This window comes from Actinomadura sp. 9N215, from assembly GCF_044326345.1.
In the GTDB taxonomy this organism is placed as follows: Bacteria; Actinomycetota; Actinomycetes; order Streptosporangiales; family Streptosporangiaceae; genus Spirillospora.
In genome coordinates this window covers 183,897-205,694 of sequence record NZ_JBIRBA010000008.1, presented here as the reverse complement: position 1 = coordinate 205,694, position 21,798 = coordinate 183,897, and the positions used below count along the sequence as shown (strand labels likewise).

The 21,798-nt window shown below is 74.1% G+C and carries 22 protein-coding genes; 9 read left to right on the top strand and 13 right to left on the bottom strand.

The features are described 5' to 3' along the window. Positions 1-12: 12 nt before the first annotated feature. Together ACH34T_RS16230 and npdG are read right to left on the bottom strand one after the other, a co-directional pair. Positions 13-1,086, bottom strand: coding sequence for a potassium channel family protein (locus tag ACH34T_RS16230; RefSeq protein WP_395992942.1), 1,074 nt, complete (start codon positions 1,084-1,086; stop codon positions 13-15). 10 nt (positions 1,087-1,096) lie between these two features. Next, on the bottom strand, positions 1,097-1,801 hold the full coding sequence (gene npdG / locus ACH34T_RS16225) for an NADPH-dependent F420 reductase (RefSeq protein ID WP_395992941.1): 705 nt from the start codon (positions 1,799-1,801) through the stop codon (positions 1,097-1,099). Positions 1,802-1,895: 94 nt separating this feature from the next. Here npdG and ACH34T_RS16220 point away from each other — a divergent pair, with 94 nt between their 5' ends. After that, entirely contained in the window at positions 1,896-2,492 is a 597-nt protein-coding gene (locus ACH34T_RS16220) for a hypothetical protein (protein ID WP_395992940.1), read from the top strand. A 20-nt stretch (positions 2,493-2,512) separates the two neighbouring features. On the opposite strand, the gene ACH34T_RS16215 is transcribed toward ACH34T_RS16220, so the two are convergent. Then, positions 2,513-2,689, bottom strand: a complete 177-nt coding sequence (locus ACH34T_RS16215) for a hypothetical protein (protein WP_395992939.1) — start codon at positions 2,687-2,689, stop codon at positions 2,513-2,515. A gap of 71 nt (positions 2,690-2,760) precedes the next feature. Here ACH34T_RS16215 and map point away from each other — a divergent pair, with 71 nt between their 5' ends. Genes map through ACH34T_RS16200 form a run of 3 tightly spaced genes read left to right on the top strand, consistent with a single transcriptional unit; the run spans position 2,761 to position 5,414 of the window. Continuing rightward, complete coding sequence (gene map / locus ACH34T_RS16210) at positions 2,761-3,612, top strand: type I methionyl aminopeptidase (protein ID WP_395992938.1); 852 nt, start codon at positions 2,761-2,763, stop codon at positions 3,610-3,612. A 58-nt stretch (positions 3,613-3,670) separates the two neighbouring features. After that, positions 3,671-4,360 (top strand): ComEA family DNA-binding protein, encoded by a 690-nt coding sequence (locus tag ACH34T_RS16205; protein ID WP_395992937.1) that lies wholly within the window; start codon positions 3,671-3,673, stop codon positions 4,358-4,360. Between the two features lie 19 nt (positions 4,361-4,379). Then, positions 4,380-5,414: a DNA polymerase ligase N-terminal domain-containing protein gene (locus ACH34T_RS16200; protein ID WP_395992936.1), complete on the top strand. Its 1,035-nt coding sequence runs from the start codon at positions 4,380-4,382 to the stop codon at positions 5,412-5,414. Between the two features lie 4 nt (positions 5,415-5,418). Here ACH34T_RS16200 and ACH34T_RS16195 read toward each other — a convergent pair whose 3' ends face one another. Further along, a complete protein-coding gene (locus tag ACH34T_RS16195; protein ID WP_395992935.1) occupies positions 5,419-6,042 on the bottom strand; it encodes an NAD(P)-dependent oxidoreductase in 624 nt (207 codons plus the stop codon). 97 nt (positions 6,043-6,139) lie between these two features. Here ACH34T_RS16195 and ACH34T_RS16190 point away from each other — a divergent pair, with 97 nt between their 5' ends. Next, a complete protein-coding gene (locus ACH34T_RS16190; protein ID WP_395992934.1) occupies positions 6,140-6,490 on the top strand; it encodes a winged helix-turn-helix transcriptional regulator in 351 nt (116 codons plus the stop codon). Positions 6,491-6,651: 161 nt separating this feature from the next. Then, positions 6,652-7,368, top strand: coding sequence for a metal-dependent hydrolase (locus ACH34T_RS16185; RefSeq protein WP_395992933.1), 717 nt, complete (start codon positions 6,652-6,654; stop codon positions 7,366-7,368). 82 nt (positions 7,369-7,450) lie between these two features. On the opposite strand, the gene ACH34T_RS16180 is transcribed toward ACH34T_RS16185, so the two are convergent. Genes ACH34T_RS16180 through ACH34T_RS16170 form a run of 3 tightly spaced genes read right to left on the bottom strand, consistent with a single transcriptional unit; the run spans position 7,451 to position 10,139 of the window. Continuing rightward, complete coding sequence (locus ACH34T_RS16180) at positions 7,451-7,978, bottom strand: hypothetical protein (RefSeq protein ID WP_395992932.1); 528 nt, start codon at positions 7,976-7,978, stop codon at positions 7,451-7,453. Then, positions 7,975-9,468, bottom strand: a complete 1,494-nt coding sequence (locus ACH34T_RS16175; protein ID WP_395992931.1) for an ATP-binding protein — start codon at positions 9,466-9,468, stop codon at positions 7,975-7,977. The genes ACH34T_RS16180 and ACH34T_RS16175 overlap by 4 nt, the downstream gene beginning before the upstream one ends. Next, positions 9,465-10,139, bottom strand: a complete 675-nt coding sequence (locus ACH34T_RS16170) for a response regulator (protein WP_395992930.1) — start codon at positions 10,137-10,139, stop codon at positions 9,465-9,467. Before ACH34T_RS16170 ends, ACH34T_RS16175 begins: the two co-directional genes overlap by 4 nt. Positions 10,140-10,241: 102 nt before the next feature. Here ACH34T_RS16170 and ACH34T_RS16165 point away from each other — a divergent pair, with 102 nt between their 5' ends. Further along, positions 10,242-11,984, top strand: a complete 1,743-nt coding sequence (locus ACH34T_RS16165) for a hypothetical protein (RefSeq protein WP_395992929.1) — start codon at positions 10,242-10,244, stop codon at positions 11,982-11,984. Between the two features lie 25 nt (positions 11,985-12,009). Here ACH34T_RS16165 and ACH34T_RS16160 read toward each other — a convergent pair whose 3' ends face one another. From ACH34T_RS16160 to ACH34T_RS16135, 6 genes are all read right to left on the bottom strand, one after another. Further along, on the bottom strand, positions 12,010-13,107 hold the full coding sequence (locus ACH34T_RS16160) for a hypothetical protein (RefSeq protein WP_395992928.1): 1,098 nt from the start codon (positions 13,105-13,107) through the stop codon (positions 12,010-12,012). A gap of 106 nt (positions 13,108-13,213) precedes the next feature. After that, entirely contained in the window at positions 13,214-13,867 is a 654-nt protein-coding gene (locus ACH34T_RS16155) for a response regulator (protein ID WP_395992927.1), read from the bottom strand. A 46-nt stretch (positions 13,868-13,913) separates the two neighbouring features. Beyond that, a complete protein-coding gene (locus ACH34T_RS16150) occupies positions 13,914-15,149 on the bottom strand; it encodes a sensor histidine kinase (protein ID WP_395992926.1) in 1,236 nt (411 codons plus the stop codon). 58 nt (positions 15,150-15,207) lie between these two features. Then, a complete protein-coding gene (locus tag ACH34T_RS16145) occupies positions 15,208-17,277 on the bottom strand; it encodes a cytochrome c oxidase assembly protein (protein WP_395992925.1) in 2,070 nt (689 codons plus the stop codon). Positions 17,278-17,381: 104 nt separating this feature from the next. Then, complete coding sequence (locus ACH34T_RS16140; RefSeq protein ID WP_395992924.1) at positions 17,382-18,680, bottom strand: helix-turn-helix domain-containing protein; 1,299 nt, start codon at positions 18,678-18,680, stop codon at positions 17,382-17,384. A gap of 14 nt (positions 18,681-18,694) precedes the next feature. Then, a complete protein-coding gene (locus ACH34T_RS16135; protein ID WP_395992923.1) occupies positions 18,695-18,823 on the bottom strand; it encodes a helix-turn-helix domain-containing protein in 129 nt (42 codons plus the stop codon). Between the two features lie 70 nt (positions 18,824-18,893). On the opposite strand from ACH34T_RS16135, the gene ACH34T_RS16130 reads away from it, so the two are divergent. Further along, positions 18,894-20,339, top strand: coding sequence for an NCS2 family permease (locus tag ACH34T_RS16130; protein WP_395992922.1), 1,446 nt, complete (start codon positions 18,894-18,896; stop codon positions 20,337-20,339). Positions 20,340-20,488: 149 nt separating this feature from the next. After that, positions 20,489-21,652, top strand: coding sequence for a glycerate kinase (locus ACH34T_RS16125; protein WP_395992921.1), 1,164 nt, complete (start codon positions 20,489-20,491; stop codon positions 21,650-21,652). Positions 21,653-21,798: the final 146 nt, after the last annotated feature.

The window sequence follows — 21,798 nt, the reverse complement described above, 5'->3', positions numbered from 1 at the left end:
CTCCCTGAAATGTCAGGAATCCGCCCCCTCGCGGACATCCCCGCTCGCGGGCGGGCGGGGATGGGAGCGTGCCACGATCAAGCGGTCGCCGGGCCGGATCGGCGAGCAGTCCGGGTCGTCGAACGTGAGCGCGCGGCCGTCGCGCACCACCGCCAGCACCGGCTCGCCGACCTCGCCGATCGTGCGGCCGGCCTCGTCCGGGCGCGCGTCGCGCTCCGCGAGGTCGAGGCCGCTGCCGTGCTCGACCAGGTCGGCGAGGACGTCGCCGACGTGCGGGCGGCTGGTGGACACGCCGAGCAGCCGGCCCGCCGCCTCCGACGACGTCACGACCCGGTCGGCGCCGCTCTGCCGCAGCAGCGACGCGTTCTCCGACTCCCGGACCGCCGCCTGGATCCGGGCGGACGGGTTCAGCTCCCGCGCGGTCAGGGTGATCAGGACCGCGGCGTCGTCCCGGTCGGCCGCCACCACGATCTCCTTGGCCAGCGGCACCGCCGCCCGCCGCTGCACCACGTTGCGGGACGCGTCGCCGACAATCCCGGCGATCCCGGCGGCGGCCGCCTCCTCGACGGCCTTCGGGTCGGGGTCCACGACGACGATCGCGTCGCGGGCGACGCCGGTGCGGAGCAGCGTCTCGACGGCGCTGCGGCCCTTCGTGCCGTAGCCGGCCACGACGATGTGGTCGCGCACGCGATTCCTCCAGCGGGACTGGCGCCACTCCTCGCGGGTGCGCTGGGCGAGCACCTCGAGGGTCGTGCCCACGAGGACGATGATGAACAGCACCCGGACGGGTGTGACGAAGACGATGTTGACCAGCCGGGCGGTGGCGCTGACCGGCGTGATGTCGCCGTACCCGGTGGTCGTGATGGTCACCGTGGCGTAGTAGAAGGCGTCCAGCAGGGAGAGGGGGCCGCCCGCGCTGTCGCGGTAGCCGCCGCGGTCCGCATAGACGACCGCGACCACGGCGAGCAGCAGCACGACCGCGAAGACGACCCGCTGCGTGACCGCGCGCAGCGGGCTGCGGCTGACCGAGGGCAGTAGCAGGCGCGGCGGCCTTATCGCCGCCACCGCCCGCGGGTCGTTCCTCATCGGCCGGCGGTCAGACGTCGGTGACGCGCAGGCCGGCGTGGGCCTTGTAGCGGCGGTTGATCGAGATGAGGTTCGCGGTGAGCGCCTCGACCTGGTGGGCGTTGTGGAGCCTGCCGCCGTAGACGCCGCGCATGCCGGGGATGCGTCCGGCGAGGGCCTGGACGAGGTCGGTCGCCTCCCGGTCGTCGCCGAGGACGAGGACGTCCAGCTCCATCGCGTCCACGCCCGGGTCGAGCAGCAGCTTGGCGGACACGTGGTGGAACGCGGCGACGACGCGGCTGCCGGTCAGGACGGCGGCGGCCTGCTGGGCGGCGCTGCCCTCCTCGACGGGCAGCGCGAACGCGCCCTTGCCCTTCTCGAAGCCGAGCGGGTTCACGCAGTCCACGACGATCTTCCCGGCGAGCTCGGCGCGCAGCGACTCCAGCGTGGCCTTGTGGCCCTCCCACGGCACCGCGACGATCACGACGTCGGAGCCGCCCGCCACGGCAGGGTTCTCCGCGCCGGAGACGTCCAGGCCCGCCTCCGCACCGGCGAGGTCGTCGGCGGCCGCCTGGGCGCGCTCGGCCTTGCGCGACCCGATCGTCACCCGGTGCCCGGCGAGCGCGAACCGCCGCGCGAGCCCTTTGCCCTGGTCTCCGGTGCCGCCGAGGATGCCGATCGACAGGCCGCTGACGTCCGGGAGATCGTAGGGCGTCCTGCGCTGCTGCTCAGTCATGCCGCCGAGTCTGCCAGGCGGGACCCGGGGCGGCGCCGGGCGGGCTCCCCCGCATCGCGGGAAAGCGCCTGCCCAGGACGTCTCGTGCGGCACCATGGTGCCCGTGGACGCCGAGCAGATCGTCATGTTGCGCGAGGTCCTGTCGACGACGGGCTGGCTGGAGCGGACCGAGGAGTTCGGACGGGCGCTGCGGGTCACGTCCAGGACGCCGGGCGGGCTGCTGCTCGTCGGCACCCCCGGCGGCGATCCGTGGCATCTGGCCGCGCACCTGGACGACGAGAGCCGCCTCGGCGACGTCCCCGGCCTCGCGCCGACGCTGGTGCGCTGGACGCCGCCCGCGGACGCGCCCGCGCACCTGCGGGTCGGGCTGGAGCGGCTGGAGGCGGCGCGGCGCGGGGAGACGCTGTTCGTCGTCGCGGAGGAGGACGCGCCCGTCCCGCTGCTGGAGCGGGTGGACGACGCGCGCCGCGTCGGGGCGACGATCCTCGCGCTGGACGGCGGCGACAAGGACCTGCGGGGCCTCGCCCACGAGGCGCTGACCGTCCCGCCGGACGAGGCGCTGATCTCGTTCGACGGCGCGCAGCACCTGGTCAGCGCGGCCGCCGGGCACGAGCCGGCGCGGAGCCCGCGCGGGCTCCGCCGCCGCCTCGCCAAGCTCCTCGAAACGGTGTCGGGCCCGGTCGTCGAGTAACCGGCCGTCGAGTAGCCCTGTCAATCGTCGTTCTTCTTGCGCCAGGCCTCGTTGCGCTCGCGTGCCAGGGTGAGCGCGCCCGCCGCGGCGCTCTCCGACTCGTAGGGGCCCATGCGGTCCTTGCCGGGGCAGCCGGGCCCGTGCTCGACCTTCATGTGCTTCAGACAGAACCACCAGTCACCGTCGTCACCGGCCATCGGGCGCTCCTCTCGATCACGCGCTCGCACGGGATTCGTTGCCCCGATCCCGCTGACTACACTCCATCACTATGACGACCCAGCTACTCCGGCCCGGACACGTTTCCCCCATGCGCAAGGTCCCGTCGAGCATTCCGCGGCCGGAGTACGTGGGGAAGAAGCACCCGAGGACCGGCGAGCCCGACGTCAAGACGCCCGAGATCATCGAGCTGATGCGGGTGGCGGGAAAGATCGCCGCGCAGGCGCTGGAGGAGGTCGGGAAGCACGTCAGGCCCGGCGTCACGACCGACGAGCTGGACGGCGTCGGGCACGAGTTCCTGCTCGACCACGGCGCGTACCCGTCCACGCTCGGGTACCGCGGCTTCCCGAAGTCGCTGTGCACCTCGATCAACGAGGTGATCTGCCACGGCATCCCGGACGACACGGTCCTGCGCGACGGCGACATCGTCAACGTCGACATCACCGCGTTCATCGGCGGCGTGCACGGCGACACCGACGCGACGTTCCTATGCGGCGACGTCGACGAGGAGTCGCGGCTGCTGGTGGAGCGGACGCACGAGGCGGCGATGCGGGGCATCCGCGCCGTGAAGCCGGGCCGGGCGCTGAACGTGATCGGACGGGTCATCGAGTCGTACGCGAAGCGGTTCGGGTACGGGGTCGTCCGCGACTTCACCGGCCACGGGATCGGCACCACGTTCCACTCGGGGCTGGTCGTCCCGCACTACGACGACCCGGGCGCCACGACGATCATCGAGCCGGGGATGACGTTCACGGTCGAGCCGATGCTGACGCTCGGCACGCACGAGTACGACATGTGGCAGGACGGCTGGACGGTCGTCACCAAGGACCGCAGGCGCACGGCGCAGTTCGAGCACACGCTGCTGGTGACCGAGGACGGCCACGAAATCCTCACCCTGCCGTGACAGACCTCTTGATCTAGAGTCCGATTCGCCCCACATCCGGCCGGGAGACTCTCTAGAGATGAACGCCCCAGCGCCGTACGAGCCGCGGGTTCCGTCCGACAGCATGCCGCCGGGGCGCGCGGCGCTGAGCGTGACGTGGGCGGCGCTGCCGTTCCTGACGCTCGGCTACGCCACGCCGTTCACGTTCGCGGCGGCGCTGCTGTGGCGGCGGAGCCTGCACCTGCTGGTGTCCACGGCCGCCTACGTCGGCGTGTTCGCGACGATGCTGTACCTGCTGCCCGGCATGGGCGAGGAGGACGGCACCGAACGCGCGGTCGGGGTGCTGCTGTTCGTCCTCGCCGTGATCGGCTGCGCGCACGCGTTCATCATCCGCCGCCGCGTGTTCGACCCGCACGGGCTGTCGGCGGTCGACAACGAGGCCGTGGTGGAGCGCGTGAAGCGGCGGCGGCTGCTGCGCGACAAGGCGCGGGAGCTGGCTGCGTCCGACCCGGGCCTCGCCAGGGAGCTGCGGATCGGACGTCCCGACCTGCCGCGGCAGTACAACGACGGCGGGCTTGTCGACGTCAACCACGCGCCGCCGGAGGCGCTCACGCTGCTGCCCGGGATCACGCCCGAGCTGGCGGGCAGGATCGACCGGGTGCGGGCCGAGACGGGCGGGTTCGTGTCCGCCGAGGAGCTGTCCGCGGTGGCGGGCCTGCCGCCCGACCTCACCGGCGACCTCTCCGACTACGCCGTCTTCATCCGCTGATCCCGGGTACGAACCGGGCGTGACCCCGAAGAAGCGGAAGAAGGACGCGGACGGCGGCGACCGGCTCGCGGAGTACCGGGGAAAGCGCGACCGGGCGAAGACGCCGGAACCCGTCCCGGCGGAGAGGTCGGTTCCGCGCGGCGACGACGACACGTTCGTCGTCCAGGAGCACCACGCGAGCAGCCTGCACTGGGACCTGCGGCTCGAACGCGACGGGGTGCTGGTCTCGTGGGCCGTCCCGAAGGGCCTGCCGTGGAGCCCGGACACGAACCATCTCGCCGTCCACACCGAGGACCATCCGCTGGAGTACGCGACGTTCGAGGGCGAGATCCCGCGCGGCGAGTACGGCGCCGGAAAGATGATCATCTGGGATCGCGGGACGTACGAGACGGAGAAGTGGTCCGAGCGCGAGGTGAAGATCGTGATCCACGGGTCGCGGGTCTCCGGCCGGTACGTGCTGTTCCGGACGCGCGGCAAGAACTGGATGATCCACCGGATGGACCCGCCCGCCGACCCCGACGCCGAGCCGCTGCCCGAGTCGCTGCGCCCGATGTGCCCGGTCGAGAAGGCCAGGCTGCCGCGCGACCAGAAGGCGTGGGGCTTCGAGTTCGCGTGGGGCGGCAAGCGGATGCCCGCCTACGTCGAGGGCGGCCGGACGCGGTTCACCGACGACCGGGGCCGCTCCGTCGACGGGCCTGGCGGGCTGGGCGCCCGGCTCGGCGCCGAGCTGGGCGCCAGGCCCGCGCTGCTGGACGGGGAGCTCGCCGTCCTCGACGGCCGCGAGCTCTACATGATCTACGACGTGCTGCATCTCGACGGGCGCCCGCTGCTGGACGTCCCGTACCGGGAGCGCCGGGAGCGGCTCGACGAGCTGGGCCTGTCGGGCGCCCGGTGGCAGACGGCGCCGTGGTTCCCTGGCGACGGCGACGCCGTCCGCGACGCCGCCGCCGGCCAGGGGCTGCCGGGGGTCGTCGCCAAGCGCCTGGACTCGTCCTACGAGCCGGGCGAGGAGTCGGACGCCTGGCGCTTCGTCCCCGGCGGCAGGTCCCGGTAGGGGCCTAGTAGGCGACGGTGATGCGGCGGCGGACGGCCTGGTTCTTCTCCAGCTCGTCCACCAGCGCGATGGCGTAGTCCTCCGCGCTGATGAGGCTGTTGCCGTCGGCGTCGGCGAGGAGCTCGTCGCCGCCCAGGCGGAACTCGCCGCTGCGCTGACCGGGCTCGATGATCGCGGCGGGCGAGAGGTAGGTCCAGTCGAGGTCGGCGGCCTCGGCCCGGACGACCTCCAGCAGCTCGGCCTGCGCGAGCGCCTCGCCCTTGTGCGCGGCGGGGAAGTCGGGGCCGTCGACGACCCGGACGCCGGGCGCGACCTCCAGGCTGCCCGCGCCGCCGACCACGGCCAGGCGGCGGACGCCGGCCCGCCGCAGCGCCTCGAACACGCCGCGTGCGGCCGCGACCAGCGGCCCGGTCGGGTCCGACCCGTCGCGCGGGGGCGCGACCGCCAGGACGGCGGCGTCGTGGCCCTCGGCGAGCGCGGCGACGGCCTCGGTGTCCAGCGCGTCGGCCTTCGCCGTGCCGTCGTCGCCGCTGCGGGTGACGCCGGTGACCTCGTGGCCGCGGCGGCGCGCCTCGTCGGCGACCCGGCGGCCGATCATCCCGGTCGCGCCGATCAGCAGAATCCTCATGGTGACCTCCTTGAGCGCTCGTTGAACGTCGTCCGGGCGTGAAGGTATCCATTGGATACTGGTTACTTCAACGATCCACTGGTATCCTCCGGAAACCATGAAGGGCAACGCGTTCGACCCGAACTGCCCGACGCGGCTCGTCCTGGACCGCATCGGCGACAAATGGTCCGTGCTGGTCGTGCTCAGCCTGAGCGGCGGGCCGCGCCGCTTCACCGGCCTCCGCGACATGATCGGCGGCGTGACCCCGAAGGTCCTGACCCAGACCCTCCGCGCGATGGAACGCGACGGCCTCCTCACCCGGACGGTCTTCGCCGAGGTCCCGCCGCGGGTCGAGTACGCGCTGACGCCGCTCGGCCACTCCCTCCAGACCCCGATCGAGGCCATCGCGACCTGGGCGGAGGAGAACGTCGGGGCCGTCGTCGCCGCCCGCGAGCAGACCCCGGCCTGACCCGCGTCCCCGGGCTGACCAGGAACCGGGGCGGTACGTCCTGCATCAAACGGGCGTAGTGCCAGGTTCGGCGCGTCGCCGCTGAAACCAATCGGTAGCGGGCTAGAGTCCCGCTCTGGAACGGGCGGCGGGACGCGCTGAGAAGGCGGGGGAACGGGCACATGATGGGCAAGACGCACGCCCTCAGCGGCGCGCTGGCATGGCTGGGGGCCGTGCCGGTGATCGCGCAGGAGCGCCTGCTCGGCGACTACGCGGTGTCGCTGACGGCGGAGCAGGTCGCGGCGGGCGCCGTGGTGTGCGCGGGCGCGGCGATCCTGCCCGACATCGACCACCACAACGGGCGCATCGCCAACACGTTCGGGCCCATCACCGAGCACATGTGCAAGTGGATCGGGAAGCTCTCCGGCGGGCACCGGAACGCCACCCACTCGCTCCTGTTCGCGGTCGGCATGGGCCTGGCCATGGACTACCTCGCGACCCACTACGTCTACGCCTGGTGGGCGTGCCTGTTCATGATCGTCGGTCTGGGCCTGCGCGGGGTCGGGCTGGACTTCGAGGGCAAGGAGCCGCAGTCGGCGCTGGCCGACTGCGCGCTCGCGCTCGCCGCGGTCTGGCTGATGCACAACATCGACATGAGCTTCGTCGGGTTCGCGGTGGGGCTCGGCTGCTTCGCGCACGTCGTCGGCGACTGCCTGACCCCGCGGGGCTGCCCGGTGTTCTGGCCGCTGCCGTACCGGATCGACGTCCCGGTGATCCCGAAGACGGACGGCAAGGTGGAGCGCTGGGTCGTGATGCCCGTCCTCACGCTCGGGATCGCGGTCCTCGCCGTCCGGTCCGTGCTCGGCGACGCCACGACCCAGTGGCTGACCAGGGGCTGACCCCGGGACGCGCCGCCGCGGACAGCCTGTGACGCCCGGCGCTGATCCCATGCGCTGACGACCTGTGCTGACGCCTTGGCGGTCAGCTGCGGAGGTCGTCGAACTGGTCGCAGCGCACCAGGCCCCAGCCGGTCTTGTCGGCGTTCGGCGCGCCCCAGAGGTTGATGCGCTCGATTCCCGGGATGGCCTGACCGGTGCACGCGATCTGCGCGACCGCGATCCGCGACCATCCCGGTGGCCGGGACAGCGGATCGGTCGGACGGACGACCAGGGTGGAGCGTTCGTCGTCCCGGTCGCTCGCGGTCGAGACCAGATAGGCGTCGAGCGCGCGGCCGATCTCGGTGCGCAGTCCCGCGGCGCGTTCCCGCTCCGTCGGAGGCACGCCCAACTGCTCGACGGCCAGGTACGGCTGGCCGGGCACGCCGGGCCGCGTGACCCGCCGCAGCTTCCCGTCGCGTACGAGGTAGACGCTGATCTCGGCGGCGGCCCCGTTGGCGGCCGGCGCCTCTCCCGCGTCGATGATCCCGGTCGGGCGGATGCCGCAGCCGGCCACGGCGAGGAGGGCCGCCAGCGCCAGGAGCGGACGGAGCGCGCGCCGGGATCGGCTCATGAGTCCTCCTCCGCGTCCCTGGCGGGCAGCCACAGCGTGAACACCGCGCCGCCGTCCGGACCGTTGGCCGCCTCCAGCGTCCCGCCGTGCAGGAGGGCGTTCTCCTTGGCGATCGACAGGCCGAGGCCGCTGCCCTCGCTGCGCGAGCGCGCCGCCTCCGCCTTGACGAACCGGTCGAAGACCACGGGGATCAGGTCGTCGGGCAGGCCGGGGCCGCCGTCCGCGACCACGACCCGCAGGCCGCCCGCGCCCGCCCGCCCCGCCGGGCCGAAGCGCAGCGAGACGGGCGGACCCCCGTGCTTGAGCGCGTTCCCGGCGAGGTTGGCGACGATGACGTCGAACCGGCGCGGATCCAGCCGGGCGAACAGGTCCGCGGGGCCCTCGACCGCCACCTCCGCCCGCCAGCCGCGCGCGTCCAGGGTCGCGGCGACCGCGTCGGCGACGCTCACGTCGTCCAGGACGAGACCCGCGGCGCCCGCGTCGAACCGGCTGATCTCGATCAGGTGCTCGACGAGGAGCCCGAGCCGCCGGGTCTCGCTCGCGACCAGCTCCACCGCGGCGCCGTCCGCGTCCGCGGCGGGGTTCTCCGCCAGCACATCGGTCACGGCGATCATCGAGGTCAGCGGGGTGCGCAGCTCGTGGGACACGTCGGCGACGAACCGGCGGGACGCGGCCTCCATCGCGCGCAGCTCCGTCACCGTCCGCTCCAGGGCCTCGGCCGTGCGGTTGAAGGTGCGGGCGAGGTCGGCCAGCTCGTCACGGCCCCGGACGTCCACGCGCGTCTCCAGCTCGCCCTCGCCCAGAGCGCGCGCGGCCGCGCCGAGGTGGCGCACCGGGCGCAGCACGCCGCGGGTCGCGAGCAGCGCGAACCCGACGGCCGAGGCCAGCGCCAGGGCGTCCGCGATCGCCAGCGCCCGGGTGAACAGGCGCAGGTCGGCGGCCTCCCGGCTCAGGTTCGCGGAGACGAACACCATGGGCGGCGTCTCGCGCTCCGGCTCGTGCGTGCTCACCCCGTAGCCGGTCGCGTGCGCGCCGACGAGGAGATAGGGCGTGCCGCCGCGCACGACGCGCTGGAAGACCACGCCCCGGACCGCGCGCCGGGCGAACTCGCGGGTGACGGGGACGTCCAGCCTGTCGCGGGGCGGGAGGTTGACGCCGCCGCGGAGCGCCACGGGCACCGCCACCGCCTTGCGTTTCGGGACCGACTCCAGGACGTCCTCCAGCCGGGCGCCGATCAGCGGCGTCACGTCGGGCGGCAGGTCGGGCGGAACCTGCTGGGAGAGGGCGGCGCGGACGTCCGTCAGGACCGCGTCCTGGGCGCGCTGCAGCATCACGCGCCTGAGCAGGACGTAGGAGATCCCGGACGCCAGCAGCGCCGCCAGGAGCGCGACCGCGGTGAACGCCGCCGCGAGCCGGACCCGCAGGCCGGCGAACCAGCGGCTCCCCGGCCTGCGCATGGCCCGCGCACGGCGCACCGGCGGCTCGCTCACGGTGCGGTGAACCGGTAGCCGAATCCCCGGACGGTCTCGATCAGCCGCGGCTCGGCGGGCTCGTCCTCGATCTTGGCGCGGACGCGCTGGACGCAGGCGTCCACCAGCCGCGAGTCGCCCGGATAGGTGTGCTCCCAGACCTCCGCCAGCAGGTGCTGGCGGGTGAGGGCCCGGCCGGGGCGGCGGGTCAGCTCCAGCAGGAGCCGCAGCTCGGTCGGGGTGAGGCGCAGGTCGGTCCCGGCCTTGGTGACCTTCAGCGAGGCCCGGTCGACGACGAGGTCGCCGTAGACGGAGCGGTCGACGCGCGTGTGGTCGGCGCGGCGCAGGACGGCGCGGATGCGGGCGTCCAGCACGCGCGGCTCGACCGGCTTGACCACGTAGTCGTCGGCGCCCGCCTCCAGGCCGAGGACGATGTCGAGGTCGTCGCCGCGGGCGGTCAGCAGGATGACGGGCAGCGCGTCGTCGCGGCGGATCCGGCGGCAGACCTCGATGCCGTCGATGCCGGGCAGCATGACGTCCAGGATCGCGATCTCGGGGCGCCGGGCGCGCAGCGCGTCCAGCCCGTCCTCGCCGGTGGCCCGGGACGTCACCCCGTGCCCCTGGCGGGTGAGCGCCAGCTCGAGGGCGGCCCGGGCGGCGGGGTCGTCCTCGACGAAGAGAATGCTGGCCACCCCGTCAGTATCGGACAGGAACCGACCGCCCTTCCCCATATGTCACAAGATCCGGACATCGACCGAACGAGATCTTGACGGCTCGCCGGAATCGTGGGCGGCATGACGCTCGCGACCGCGCCGCCCCGCCGTGACGACCCGCCGGCCCCACCGCGGACCGCGCGCCGCCGCGCCGCCGTCCTGCCGTGGCTGCTGGTCGCGGGCACGGCGACGCAGGTGCTCCTGCGCCTGTGGTTCGCGCGGGCGCGGACGGAGCCGGCGGCGAACCCGGACGAGACCGGCTACCTGGTCGCGGCCCGCTGGCTGGCCGGCTCCGCCGGCGGCGACCTGACCGGCAACACCTTCTACCAGGGCGGATATCCCCTCCTGCTCACCCCGGCGTACTGGGCGTCGCACGATCCGGCGACGGTCTACACGATCGTGATGGTGATCAACGCGGTGCTCGGCGCGGCGCTGTTCCCGCTCGGGTACGCGGCGGCGCGGCGGCTCGGGCTCGCCCGCCCGTCGGCGCTGCCCGTGGCGTTCGCGGCGGCGCTGCTGCCCGCGACGACGTTCTTCGGCGGGTTCGCGCTGGCGGACGCCGTCCTGCCGACGCTGGCGCTGGGCTGGCTGCTGGCCCTCGACCGGTTCGTCCGGGAGGGGCGGGCCTTCGACGCGGCCGCCGCGAGCCTGGTGGCGTCCTATGCGGCGATGGTCCACACGCGCGGGACGGTGCTCCTGGTGGTCCATGTGCTCGCTCTCGCCGTCGTCGCGGCGACCCGCCGCCGGACGGCCCGCGCGGTGCTCGCCGGGGGCGCGGCCGCGGCCGCCGGATACGCCGCGGGGGCGGCGCTCAACGCCCGCGTCCAGGACGCGCTGTATCCGGGCGGCACGCGGGATCTCGCCGCCGCCCTTGAGCTGCGGATCACCACCGTGCCGGGGCAGGCGTGGGCGCTGTCGGGCGCGGCGGGGCAGATCTGGTACCTGATCGTGTCCACCTGGGGGCTCGCCGGGGTCGGGCTGGCCGTCGCCACGGCGGTCCTCGTCCGCCGCCGGTCCCCGGCCCCGGACCGGATCATGGCGGCCGCGCTGCTCGCCGCGACCGTCGCGATCGCGTATGCGTCGTCGGCCGCGCTGCCGGACGAGCACCGGGTCGGGAACTTCGCGTACGGCCGCTACCTGTCCTGCCTGGCCCTCGTCTACACGCTGATCGGTGCGGCGGCGCTGGTGCGGTGCGGGACGCGGGCGGCGGTCCGGCTGGCGGCCGCGTCCGCGCTCGTGCTGGGGACCGCCGCGCTCTGGGTGACCGCCTACGCGGGCGAACGGCTACGCACCCACACGTTCATCGCGTTCGACTTCCCCGAGACCACGTTCCTGACCGGCGACCGGACCGCACTGCAACTGCCCGCGGTGACGCTCACCGCCGCCGCGTTGCTGTGCGGGTTCCTGGCGCTGTCACGGCTGGGCGGACGCCGTGCCGCGACCGTGACGGCCGTCGCGCTCGTCGGGATCAACCTCGCGGCGCTGACGTTCGCGATGGGGCCGTCCCCCCGGCGGGTCCGCCCGCAGGCGCCGTTTCCGGGACCGGCGGCGGGCGGCGTCGCCGCGGACGCGTCGCTCCACTGGGCCGTGCGGACCCGGCTCCTCTACCCCGTGTGGTGGACGCGCGTAGGCCGCATCGACATCCGGGACGGACGCCGTCCCGCGCCCGGCGTGTGCACGGTCGTGGTGCCCCTGCCGGACGGGACGGCGCCCCAGGCGTCCTGGCCCGCCCACCCCGCGGGATGGCGGCCGCACGCGGGACGGACCTGGTCGATCGGCTGGGTGAGCTGGCACGCCCCGTCCTGCCGCGAAACGCCTCGGTAGCGCGGCGAATCAGCCGGGCCGCCGCTCAGTAGCGTGTGACGAGGGCGATGCGGTCGTGGTCGACGAGGAAGCCGTCGGAGACGAAGGTGACCTCGCCGCCGTACTCCAGCGTCGTCTCGATCACGTCGTCCACGGCGTCGTCGACGACGTCCGCGCCCCTGAGGACGCCGGGCATGCCCTCCATCGGGACGAGTTCGCCGCGGGTCTTCACCGCGGGCGCGTAGTAGCCGCGCTCGACGACGAGGTGCTCGCCGCGCCCCTCCTCGACCAGCCGCGCGACCTCGCACAGGCCGCCCGCGTACCGCCGGATGCTGCGCGCCGCCTCCAGCTCGGACAGGACGCCGACCTCGCGGAGGTCCTCGTAGGCGGCGAGCGCGGGCCGGGCCGCCTCGGCGAGCGCGCTGGGCGGGGCGCCGTCGAAGCTGCCGTCGACGCGTCCCGCGACGGTGATGTGCGGGCCCGCCACCTCGTCGAAGAACGCCTGGTGGCGGGTGACGCCCGCGACGATCAGCGGGCGGCGGTCGCGGGCCAGGACCCGGTCGAGGGCGGCGACGACGTCCCGCATGGTCTGCCGGTGGCGTTCCCCGTCGCCGCCCTGCACGCCGCGGCGGGAGTGCCGCCCCGAGCCCGCCTCGTCGATCGGCTCGGGCTCGACGGGGAAGCCGCCGCCGGTGCGTTCGGTGAGGTCCTCGCCGTGGCCGTCCCACAGGCGGGTCCGGTGGTCGGAGAGCGACAGCAGCCAGTAGCGCGGGGTGCGGGTGAAGTCGGCGACGAGGTCGCGGGTGGCGAAGCCGCTGTCGACGACGACGCGCTCGTCCACGTGCTGGGCGATCGTGAACGCGTGGTGCTCGCCGCCGGGCGCGGCGAACAGCACCAGCCCGTCGGAGGCGTGCCGCAGGTCGACCTCGCCTGCGGCGCGTTCGAGGCCGCGGAGCACGTGGTCGGCGGCGTCGGACGCCACCCGCGCGTCGTCGTGCAGCCGCCGCCGCACCTCCGCCAGCAGGTTGCGGAGCCGGATGGGGTCCTGCCGGTTCGCCGGGACGGACCGGTGCGTCGGCATCAGCACCGACACCGCCGGATAGGCCCTCGGCTTGCGGAGTTCGGCCAGAGTGGCGGCGTCCATGATCCCCCGATCTATCGGACTTATCCCTTTTGCTCATTTCTAGCTACCGGCAGGTAAATCGGGCGTAAGGGACGGACCGAAACTCGGCCCGGGCATGCCGCGAAACTCAGCCCGGCGTGATGAAGGACGTCTCGTAGGCGAGGATCACCGCCTGCGTGCGGTCGCGGGCCTGCAGCTTCGCGAGGATGTTCCCGACGTGCGTCTTCACCGTCTGCGGGCTCACGAACAGGTCCTCGGCGATCTCAGCGTTGGAGCGGCCCTTGGCCATCAGCCGCAGCACGTCGCCCTCCCGCTCGGTGAGCTGCCCGTGCCAGCGCGCCCCGTCCGCCGCGCGCGACGGCCCGTGCCTGGCGGCCAGGTCCCGGATCGCGGCCGGGAACAGCAGGCTGTCGCCGTGCGCCACCATCCGGATCGCCTGGAGGATCTCCTCCGGACGCGTCCGCTTGAGCAGGAAGCCGTTCGCTCCGGCCTTCAGCGCGTCGTACACGTACTCGTCGTTCTCGAACGTCGTGACGACGATGATCCGGGGCGGCTCCGGCACGGTCTCCAGGATGCGGCGGGTCGCCTGGATGCCGTCGAGGCGCGGCATCCGCACGTCCATGAGGATCACGTCGGGGCGCAGCCGCTTCACCGCGTCCGGCACCTCGGCGCCGTCCGCGGCCTCCCCCACCACGGTCAGGTCGTCCTCGGCCTCGATGATGGCCGCGAGCCCCGCCCTGATCAGCCGCTCGTCGTCGACCAGCAGAACCTTGATCGTCATGTCCCGGCCCCCGTCGGTCCCCGGCCCCTCATGTCGCGTCCCCCCGTCATGTTCCGGACTTTAGCGGCAGCGAGACGTGGAACCGCCAGTGGTCCCCGTCCGGACCGGCGGTCATCTCGCCGCGCAGCACCGTGACGCGCTCGCGGACGCCGCCGAGCCCGCGCCCGCCGCCGTGGTCGGCGCCCGCTCCGCCCAGCGCGCCGAGCGGGTTGCTCATCTCCATCTCCAGCCGTTCCCGCTCCACCCCGAGCCGCAGCCGCACCGGGACCTTCCCGGCGTGCCGCAGCGCGTTCGTCAGCCCCTCCTGGACGATCCGGTACGCCTCCCGCGACACCGCCGCCGGGACGTGCTCCACCTCGTCGCCGATCTCCGCGTCGAGCTTCACCCCGGCGATCCGCGTCTGCTCCAGCAGCCGTCCGAGGTCCTTCAGCGTGGCCTGCGGGGCGGCCGTGCGGGACGCGTCCTCGCGCAGCAGCCCGAGCACGTGGTCGAGGTCCTCCAGCGCGGCGCGGGCCGAGTCCTCGATCGCGCCTAGGGCCTCGCGGGCGAACGCCGGGTCGGCGTCCAGCACCCGTCCGGCCGCGGCCGCCTGCAGGGTCACGACGCTGAGCGCGTGGCCGACCGAGTCGTGCAGCTCCCTGGCCAGCCGGTTCCGCTCGGCGAGCTTGACCGCCTTCGCCTCCATGTCGGCGAGCTTCTCGGCGGCGGACGGCCCGAGGAACCACGGCGCCAGCCGCGACAGCAGCTCCCCCGCCCCGACGATCAGCGCGAGCAGCGCGGCCAGCGACGCGAGCCCGGCCAGCGGCGCGGGCCACTGGTGCCAGGCGTCCTGCCATCCCCAGGAGTCGAGGAAGCGGGCGTCCCAGCTCACCAGCGGCGCGAGGAGCATCACGATCGCGAACGGCGGCACCGCCAGGCTCAGCCCGCTGACGACCACCCCGGCGCCCAGGTGGATCCCGAACCACGCCCCGGCCCGGGCGCGGCTCTCCCACGACCGCGCCGACCCCGGCGCGATCGCCACGGCCGGGCCCTTCAGCAGCTCCTTGGCGAGCGAGCCCTCCAGCAGCCGCACCGTCGGCACGAGCCCGGTGACGAACGTCGCCGCCGCGGGCATGACGAGCAGCAACAGCACGGCCTCGACGACCTTGTTGTCGACCGGCACCAGCGGGATGAGGGTGATCGCCAGGAACCAGTACGGCATGAGCAGCGCGCCGCCCACGACGAGGTGGGACCAGCGCAGCCAGGTCGTCCGCTCGATCAGCGGCCGGAGGACGCGCAACACACCATCGATCCTGGCAGATCAGCGCCCTGACCCACTCCCCCGCGAGAGGGAGCGCGGGTCATTCGGGCTTGTCGCGTTCGGCGAGCTTGGCGAGGCGGGCGTTGTAGGCGGCGAGGTCGTCGTCCTCGGGCCGTCCGCCGGGGGCGGCCGCGCGGTCGGCCTTGCGGTCCAGGCGCCTGGCCTGGCGCTGGTCGTGCAGGTACCACTGGAACGCCAGGACGATCAGGACGAGGAACGTCGGGACCTCGCCGAAGCCCCACGCGATCGCGCCGCCGGTGTGCTGGTCCTTCAGGATCGTCGTCCCCCACTGCGGGTCGACGGTCGCGTACCAGCCGCGCGCCAGCGCCTGGCTCAGGTTCATCAGCGCGATGCCGAAGAACGCGTGGAACGGCATCGTGACGAACAGCAGCAGGAGCCGTCCCGGATAGGGCAGTTTCTTCGGCGCCGGGTCGACGCCGAGCAGCACCCAGAAGAACAGGCCCCCTGCGAGCAGGAAGTGCGCCGACATCGCCATGTGCCCGAGGTGGTTGCGCATCGCGGACTCGAACAGCGACGTGAAGTACAGCGCGAACGTGCTCACGACGAAGATGACCGTCGCCACCGCCGGGTGCGCGATGACGGCGACGTACCGGCTGTGCAGCATCGCGGTCAGCCACTCGCGCGGGCCCCGGTCGCCGCGGACCCGGGCGGGCTTGAGCGCGCGCAGCGCCAGCGTCACCGGCGCCCCGAGGACCAGGAAGATCGGCGTCAGCATGTTCAGCACCATGTGCTGCGCCATGTGCACGCTGAACAGGATCGGCGCGTACTTGGCGACGCCGGTCTGGGTGACGGCCACCATGGTCGCGAGGCCGATGAACCAGGAGACGGTGCGTCCCAGCGGCCAGGCGTCGCCGCGCCGCCGCAGCCGGACCACCGCGGCCAAGTACAGCCCGCCGAGGACGACGACCAGCACGACGAAGAACAGGTCGAGCTGCCACAGCGTCGCGAGCCGCGCAGGAGTGATCTCCGGCGGCATGTCGTAGCCGAGCTGCGCCTTGACCGCGGACTCCGGCTCGGTCGGCGCGGGCGGCGCGGTGCGGGCCAGGGCGGCGGCGAGCCCCATGGTCGCGGCCATCACGACCGCCTCGACGGACGCCAGCCGCGCGAACGACCACGGCTTGCCCGCCGCCACCGCGGGCAGGGTGCGGTTCCGGTGCCACCAGCCGAACCAGCCCAGCGCGCAGAACAGGGCGATCTTGCCGAGGGCGAGCCGTCCGTAGTTCGTCTCGACCAGCTCGACCGGGTCGGGCAGCCGGGCGATCACGTTCACCAGGCCGCTGGCGCCGACGGTGACGTAGCACCACAGGGCCATGCGGCTGAACCGGTCCGCCATGACGGGCAGCCGGTCGCGGCGGAGCAGCGCGTGGACGCCGACGACCGCGAGCCCCCCGACCCACGGCGCGACGGCGGCGACGTGCAGCGCGACGCCGGTCGTCGCGACGGTGTGGTTGGCGGCGGACGCCGAATGCCCGGTCAGCGGCGCGGGCAGCAGCGCGATCCCGGCCAGCGCGAGCAGCCCGAACGCGGCGGCGGGCGTCGTGGTGGTGCGGGCGAGCAGCGCCACCACGACGGCCAGCAGCACCACGATCATCAGCGCGGTGCCCTGCGGCAGGGACCCGACGTAGCTGCTCAGCTCGCTGCCGGTGACCACCTGCTCGACGGGCTGGCCGAGGACGTCCGCGACGGTGAACACCAGGGTGGCCGCGGCGGCGGCGGCCCAGCCCGCGGCGAGCCAGGACGCGGCGTGCACGTAGCCGACCGCGTCCTTGGACAGCCGCCCGGGGCCGCGAACCCCCTCGGCGGAGCGTCCGCCCTCGATGGGCAGCAGCGCGGCGGCGGCGATCAGGGCGCCGACGGTCAGCGCGGACAGCAGGTCCATCGCCGCCCGGGACGCGGGCAGCCCCCACCGGGTGAGGGCGCCGGCGTCGCCGAGGCCGGGGATGACCTTCTCGGTGACGGAGCCGCCGAGGACGAGCCCGCCCACCAGGACGGCGCCGCACGCGACCGCCGCGATCGCGGCGGCCCGCCAGACGCCCAGGGCGGCCCTCATCGCGTCCGGCTTGACGTCCGATGTTCCTTGGGTGCTCATGGGAGGCCGGGTTCTGTGCGGGGTTCGACGGGGCGTCCTCTACCCTACTGACGCCCCGGCGCGCGCACGCCCCGGGTGGCCGGGCGTCCCGGCCGCGCCGGAGGCTACACGCCGACGCAGGTCAGCGCGCGGCGGTAGGCGGCCATGCGGGGCTCATCGGCGGTCCCCGCCGCGGCGAGGACCTCGGCGAGGTCGAACCACGCCTGCGCGGCCTCCCGGGACGACTCCATCTCCTCCAGGCAGGTGGCGGCGCGGGTCAGCACCTCCACGGCGCGGTCGCGGCGGCCGAGCCGCACGGACGCCTCGCCGAGCACCGTCAGGGCCCCGGCGGTGGCGCGGCGCGGCGCGTCCCCGAGCAGGTCGAGGGCCTCCTCGGCGAGCCGCACCGCCTCGGCGGGACGGCCGAGCGCCGTCTCCGCGCGGGCCAGCTCGGTCAGGCACCAGGCGACGTCGATCTCCCCGGACGAGCTGGCGTTGATCTCGGCGCGGACGCGGGCGAGCAGCTCGCGGGCGTGCGCGGCCTGGTCGGGCCGGGCGCGCAGCAGCAGCCCGGCGTAGATGACGCGGAGCCGGTTGAGGTTGCGCGGGTCCTCGCCGTCGCCGGCGAGCATCAGCGCCCGCTCGGCGAGGGTGACGCCGTCCTCGTACTCGCCGCGGATCTCGGCGACGTACGCGGCCTCCCAGTAGGCGACCATCCGGGCGCGGGGGCTGCCGATCCGCTCGGCCCGCTCGACGAGCTGCGTGGCGAGCTGCCGGGCGCGGACGAGGTCGCCCCGCTCGATGAACGCGGCGAGCAGCGCCGCCCCGAGGTGGACGGCCGCGTCGGTGGAGTCGGCGCCGGTCGCGATGAGGTGCCGCAGCGCGTTCTCGGCGGCCTGCACGCCCGCGCTGGTGTCGCCGCGCTCGCGCAGGCAGCGGCTCAGCGCGACGTGCACCTTCGCCCAGTGGTCGAGGTCGGCCTCGGCGGACGCCTCCTCGGTCAGCTCCGTCAGCTGGGCGATGGCCTCCTCCAGCTCGCCGGCGGCCTCCAGCGCGAGCGCGTGGCCCCACCGCGCCTGGTGCAGCATGTCGGGCAGCGCGACGGCGTCCGCGCTGGCGAGGACCTCGGCGAACCTGGCCCGGGCCTCGGCCGCGGCGCCGTTGCTCAGCGCGATCTCGGCGTAGTCGAGCGTGACGCGCAGCTCGTCGACGACGTCCTCGCTGACACCGCTGACGAGGTAGGTCGCCGAGCAGTTCAGCTTGGCCGCGAGCAGCTCCACCACGCTCGGGGCCGGCACCCGCTTGTCGCTCTCGATCAGCGAGATGTAGCTGTCGGACAGCTCGGGGAAGGCGAGCTGCGCCTGGCTCACGCCCTGCCGGATCCGCAGGGCGCGGATGCGCTGCCCCAGTGTCTCCCGATCCATCGTGTGACCACCGCCTACCGAAAGCTCGCCGGCTGCGCCGCGCGCAGGACGAGGATGAAGTCGACTCGCTCCTCAAGTGTGCCCAGATCACAGCCGGTCGGGGCCGCGATTCCGTGGATTCGGTACCGGAGCGTGTTCCGCACCAGCGCAGGCTATACCGGCTACCCTGTGCACGCCATTTCGAGATCACGCTGTGGAAAGCCGAGCGCCCGCATGCCCGAGAGCAACGCCGCCAGGAATGACAAATCGCCACCGGCGGGCGGGGGCGGGCCGCTGGATCGGATCTTCGATCTCACCGGGCGCCGGACGACCGTGCCGCGCGAGCTGCGCGGCGGCGTGACCACGTTCTTCGCGATGGCGTACATCATCCTGCTGAACCCGATCATCCTCGGCGGGGCGAAGGACGTGACCGGGGCGACGCTGTCGATCCCGCAGCTGACGACGATGACGGCGCTGTCCGCCGCGGTCGCCACGGTGATCATGGGGCTGGCCGGGAACGCGCCGCTCGCGCTCGCGGCGGGCCTCGGCATCAACGCGGTCGTGGCGTTCCAGGCGGCGCCGGTGATGACGTGGCCGCAGGCGATGGGCCTGGTGGTGATCGAGGGCGCGGTGATCGTGGTGCTGGCGCTCACCGGGATCCGCGAGCGGATCATGAACTCGATCCCGCTGGCGCTCAAGCACGCGATCGCGGTCGGGATCGGCGCGTTCATCGCGCTGGTCGGGTTCCACGACGCGGGGTTCGTCACGTCGAGCGACGTGAGCCCGCCGCTGGCGCTCGGCACCGGCGGCCATCTGGCGACGTGGCCAGTGCTGGTGTTCGCGCTGACCCTGCTGCTGATGATCGTCCTGTACGTGCGGCGGGTGCCGGGCGCCATCCTGGTCAGCATCGTCGCCGGGACGGTCGCGGCCGTGGCCATTCAGGAGAACGCGTCGGTCAAGGAGGGCGGCTGGGGCGTGGTGACCCCGGACATGCCCGACAAGCTGTTCGCCACGCCCGACTTCGGGCTGTTCGGGGAGATCGACCTGTTCGGCGGGTTCGCCGAGGCCGGGGTGATCACGGCGCTGGTCGTGCTGTTCACGCTGGTGCTGTCGGGGTTCTTCGACGCGATGGGCACGATCCTCGGCATCAGCGACGAGGCCGGTCTCGTGGGCCCGAAGGGCGAGGTGCCGCGGCTCGGCCGGATCCTGTCGGTGGACGGCCTGTCCGCCGCGTTCGGGGGCGTGACGAGCTCGTCCGCCAACACCGTGTTCGTGGAGTCGGCGGCCGGCGTCGGGGAGGGCGCCAGGACGGGCCTCGCCAACCTGGCCACCGGCGCGCTGTTCGCGGTGACGCTGTTCCTCACGCCGCTCGCGGCGACCGTCCCTGCGCAGGCCGCGGCGCCCGCGCTGGTCGTCGTCGGCGCGCTGATGATGACGCAGGTCGCCAAGGTGGCCTGGGACGACCTGGAGATCGCGATCCCGGCGTTCCTCACCATCGTGCTGATGCCGTTCACCTACTCGATCACGATCGGGATCGGCGGCGGGATGGTGAGCTTCGCGCTGATCAAGCTGGCCAGGGGCCGGTGGCGGGACGTCTCGGTCTGGCTGTGGCCGGTGGTGCTGCTGTTCCTGGTCTTCTTCGCGATCGACCCGATCGAGCAGTGGCTGGACGTGCGGTAGCCGCCGTCCGCCACGCCGCTTCGGGGACCTTTCCCGGCAAGTCTCCGTTCATTTGAACGTCTCGGAGCCGCTTGCGGGTGTCAAATAGTGCCGTCATGGCGTAAGCAGAAGGTAGGGCCTTACCTCCCGGCGTGAAAGGCGTGGCTGTGGTGTCCGCGGAACCTCCCCCCCACCTGTCTCCGCCAGGTCACGTCCTCCTGGCGCCCGACAGGTTCCCGGGAGCGCTGACCGCGGCGCAGGCGGCCCGCCATCTCGCGGCCGGGCTGCGCCGCGCCAGGCCCGGCGTTCCGCTGGTCGAGCTGCCCGTCGCCGACGGCGGGGAGGGCACCGTCGAGGCGGCGGTGGCGGCCGGGTGGCGGCGGGTCGACGTCGAGGTGTGCGGGCCGACGTGCCGTCCCGTCACCGCGCGGCTGGCGCTGAACGGCCGCAGCGCGGTGGTGGAGCTGGCCGAGGCGTCCGGGCTGCGGCGGCTGCCGGGCGGGAAGCCGCGGCCGCTCGTCGCGTCCAGCCTCGGGACGGGGCAGCTGCTCGCGCACGCGGTGCGGCTCGGCGCGCGGCGGATCGTCCTCGGGCTCGGCGGCGGCGCCTGCACCGACGGCGGCGCGGGCCTCGTCCAGGGGCTCGGCGGGCGGCTGCTCGACGCGCTCGGCAAGGACCTGCCGCCCGGCGGCGCCGCGCTGCGCTCCCTGCACGCCCTCGACCTGCGCGGCCTGCCCGACATGTCGGGCATCGAGGTGGTGGTGGCGGGCGATTCGGCGGGGCCGCTGCTCGGCCGCACCGGCGCCGCCGCCGTGGACGGTCCGCGCCGCGGCGCGAGCCGCGAGGAGGTCCGGCTGCTGGACGCCGGGCTGCGCCGCTGGGCCGACCTGGCCGAGGCGGCGTCCCGCAAGGCGGCCCGCGACCTGCCGGGCGCCGGGACGGCCGGCGGCGTCGCGTTCGCCGCGCTCACGTTCCTCGGCGCCACGATCGAGCCGGGCGCGTCCCTGATGCTCGACCTGCTCGGCTTCGCCGAGAAGGCCCGCGGCGCGCACCTGGTCGTCACCGGCGAGGGCTCGCTCGACGCCCGGTCGCTGCGCGGCACCGCGCCGATCGGCGTGGCCCGCGCCGCCGCCCGCGCGGGCGCGCCCGTCGTCGCCGTGGCCGGCAAGCGCGGCCTCACCGGCGAGCAGCTCCGCAAGGCGCGGATCCAGGCGGCGTACGCGCTGGCCGACATCGAGCCCGACCAGGAGCGCCGCGTCCGCCGGGCCGGGCCGCTGCTGGAGCAGCTGACGGTCGCGATCGCCGATGAATGGCTGCCGTCGGCGGGCCCGTAGTTCGGATCGCTCCAACGGCGCGCTGAAATTCTCATTTCCGGCGCCGCACACGAGAACGCCACGCCCGGGTTAGCCCTTGCTACAAGATCGGTCGCAGTGCGCTGACCCGCGCGAAGTCACACTCCGCGATCACGCCCTCCCGCCGG

Excerpts from the sequence above, each read along its gene's own strand:
- ACH34T_RS16180 (WP_395992932.1), bottom strand. The coding sequence starts at position 7,978 with ATGAGCCGATCCCGGCGCGCGCTCCGTCCGCTCCTGGCGCTGGCGGCC.
- ACH34T_RS16160 (WP_395992928.1), bottom strand. The coding sequence starts at position 13,107 with ATGGACGCCGCCACTCTGGCCGAACTCCGCAAGCCGAGGGCCTATCCG.
- ACH34T_RS16165 (WP_395992929.1), top strand. The coding sequence starts at position 10,242 with ATGACGCTCGCGACCGCGCCGCCCCGCCGTGACGACCCGCCGGCCCCA.
- ACH34T_RS16230 (WP_395992942.1), bottom strand. The coding sequence starts at position 1,086 with ATGAGGAACGACCCGCGGGCGGTGGCGGCGATAAGGCCGCCGCGCCTG.
- npdG (WP_395992941.1), bottom strand. The coding sequence starts at position 1,801 with ATGACTGAGCAGCAGCGCAGGACGCCCTACGATCTCCCGGACGTCAGC.
- ACH34T_RS16155 (WP_395992927.1), bottom strand. The coding sequence starts at position 13,867 with ATGACGATCAAGGTTCTGCTGGTCGACGACGAGCGGCTGATCAGGGCG.
- ACH34T_RS16130 (WP_395992922.1), top strand. The coding sequence starts at position 18,894 with ATGCCCGAGAGCAACGCCGCCAGGAATGACAAATCGCCACCGGCGGGC.
- ACH34T_RS16205 (WP_395992937.1), top strand. The coding sequence starts at position 3,671 with ATGAACGCCCCAGCGCCGTACGAGCCGCGGGTTCCGTCCGACAGCATG.
- map (WP_395992938.1), top strand. The coding sequence starts at position 2,761 with ATGACGACCCAGCTACTCCGGCCCGGACACGTTTCCCCCATGCGCAAG.
- ACH34T_RS16215 (WP_395992939.1), bottom strand. The coding sequence starts at position 2,689 with ATGGCCGGTGACGACGGTGACTGGTGGTTCTGTCTGAAGCACATGAAG.
- ACH34T_RS16195 (WP_395992935.1), bottom strand. The coding sequence starts at position 6,042 with ATGAGGATTCTGCTGATCGGCGCGACCGGGATGATCGGCCGCCGGGTC.
- ACH34T_RS16145 (WP_395992925.1), bottom strand. The coding sequence starts at position 17,277 with ATGAGCACCCAAGGAACATCGGACGTCAAGCCGGACGCGATGAGGGCC.
- ACH34T_RS16185 (WP_395992933.1), top strand. The coding sequence starts at position 6,652 with ATGATGGGCAAGACGCACGCCCTCAGCGGCGCGCTGGCATGGCTGGGG.
- ACH34T_RS16140 (WP_395992924.1), bottom strand. The coding sequence starts at position 18,680 with ATGGATCGGGAGACACTGGGGCAGCGCATCCGCGCCCTGCGGATCCGG.
- ACH34T_RS16190 (WP_395992934.1), top strand. The coding sequence starts at position 6,140 with ATGAAGGGCAACGCGTTCGACCCGAACTGCCCGACGCGGCTCGTCCTG.
- ACH34T_RS16220 (WP_395992940.1), top strand. The coding sequence starts at position 1,896 with ATGGTGCCCGTGGACGCCGAGCAGATCGTCATGTTGCGCGAGGTCCTG.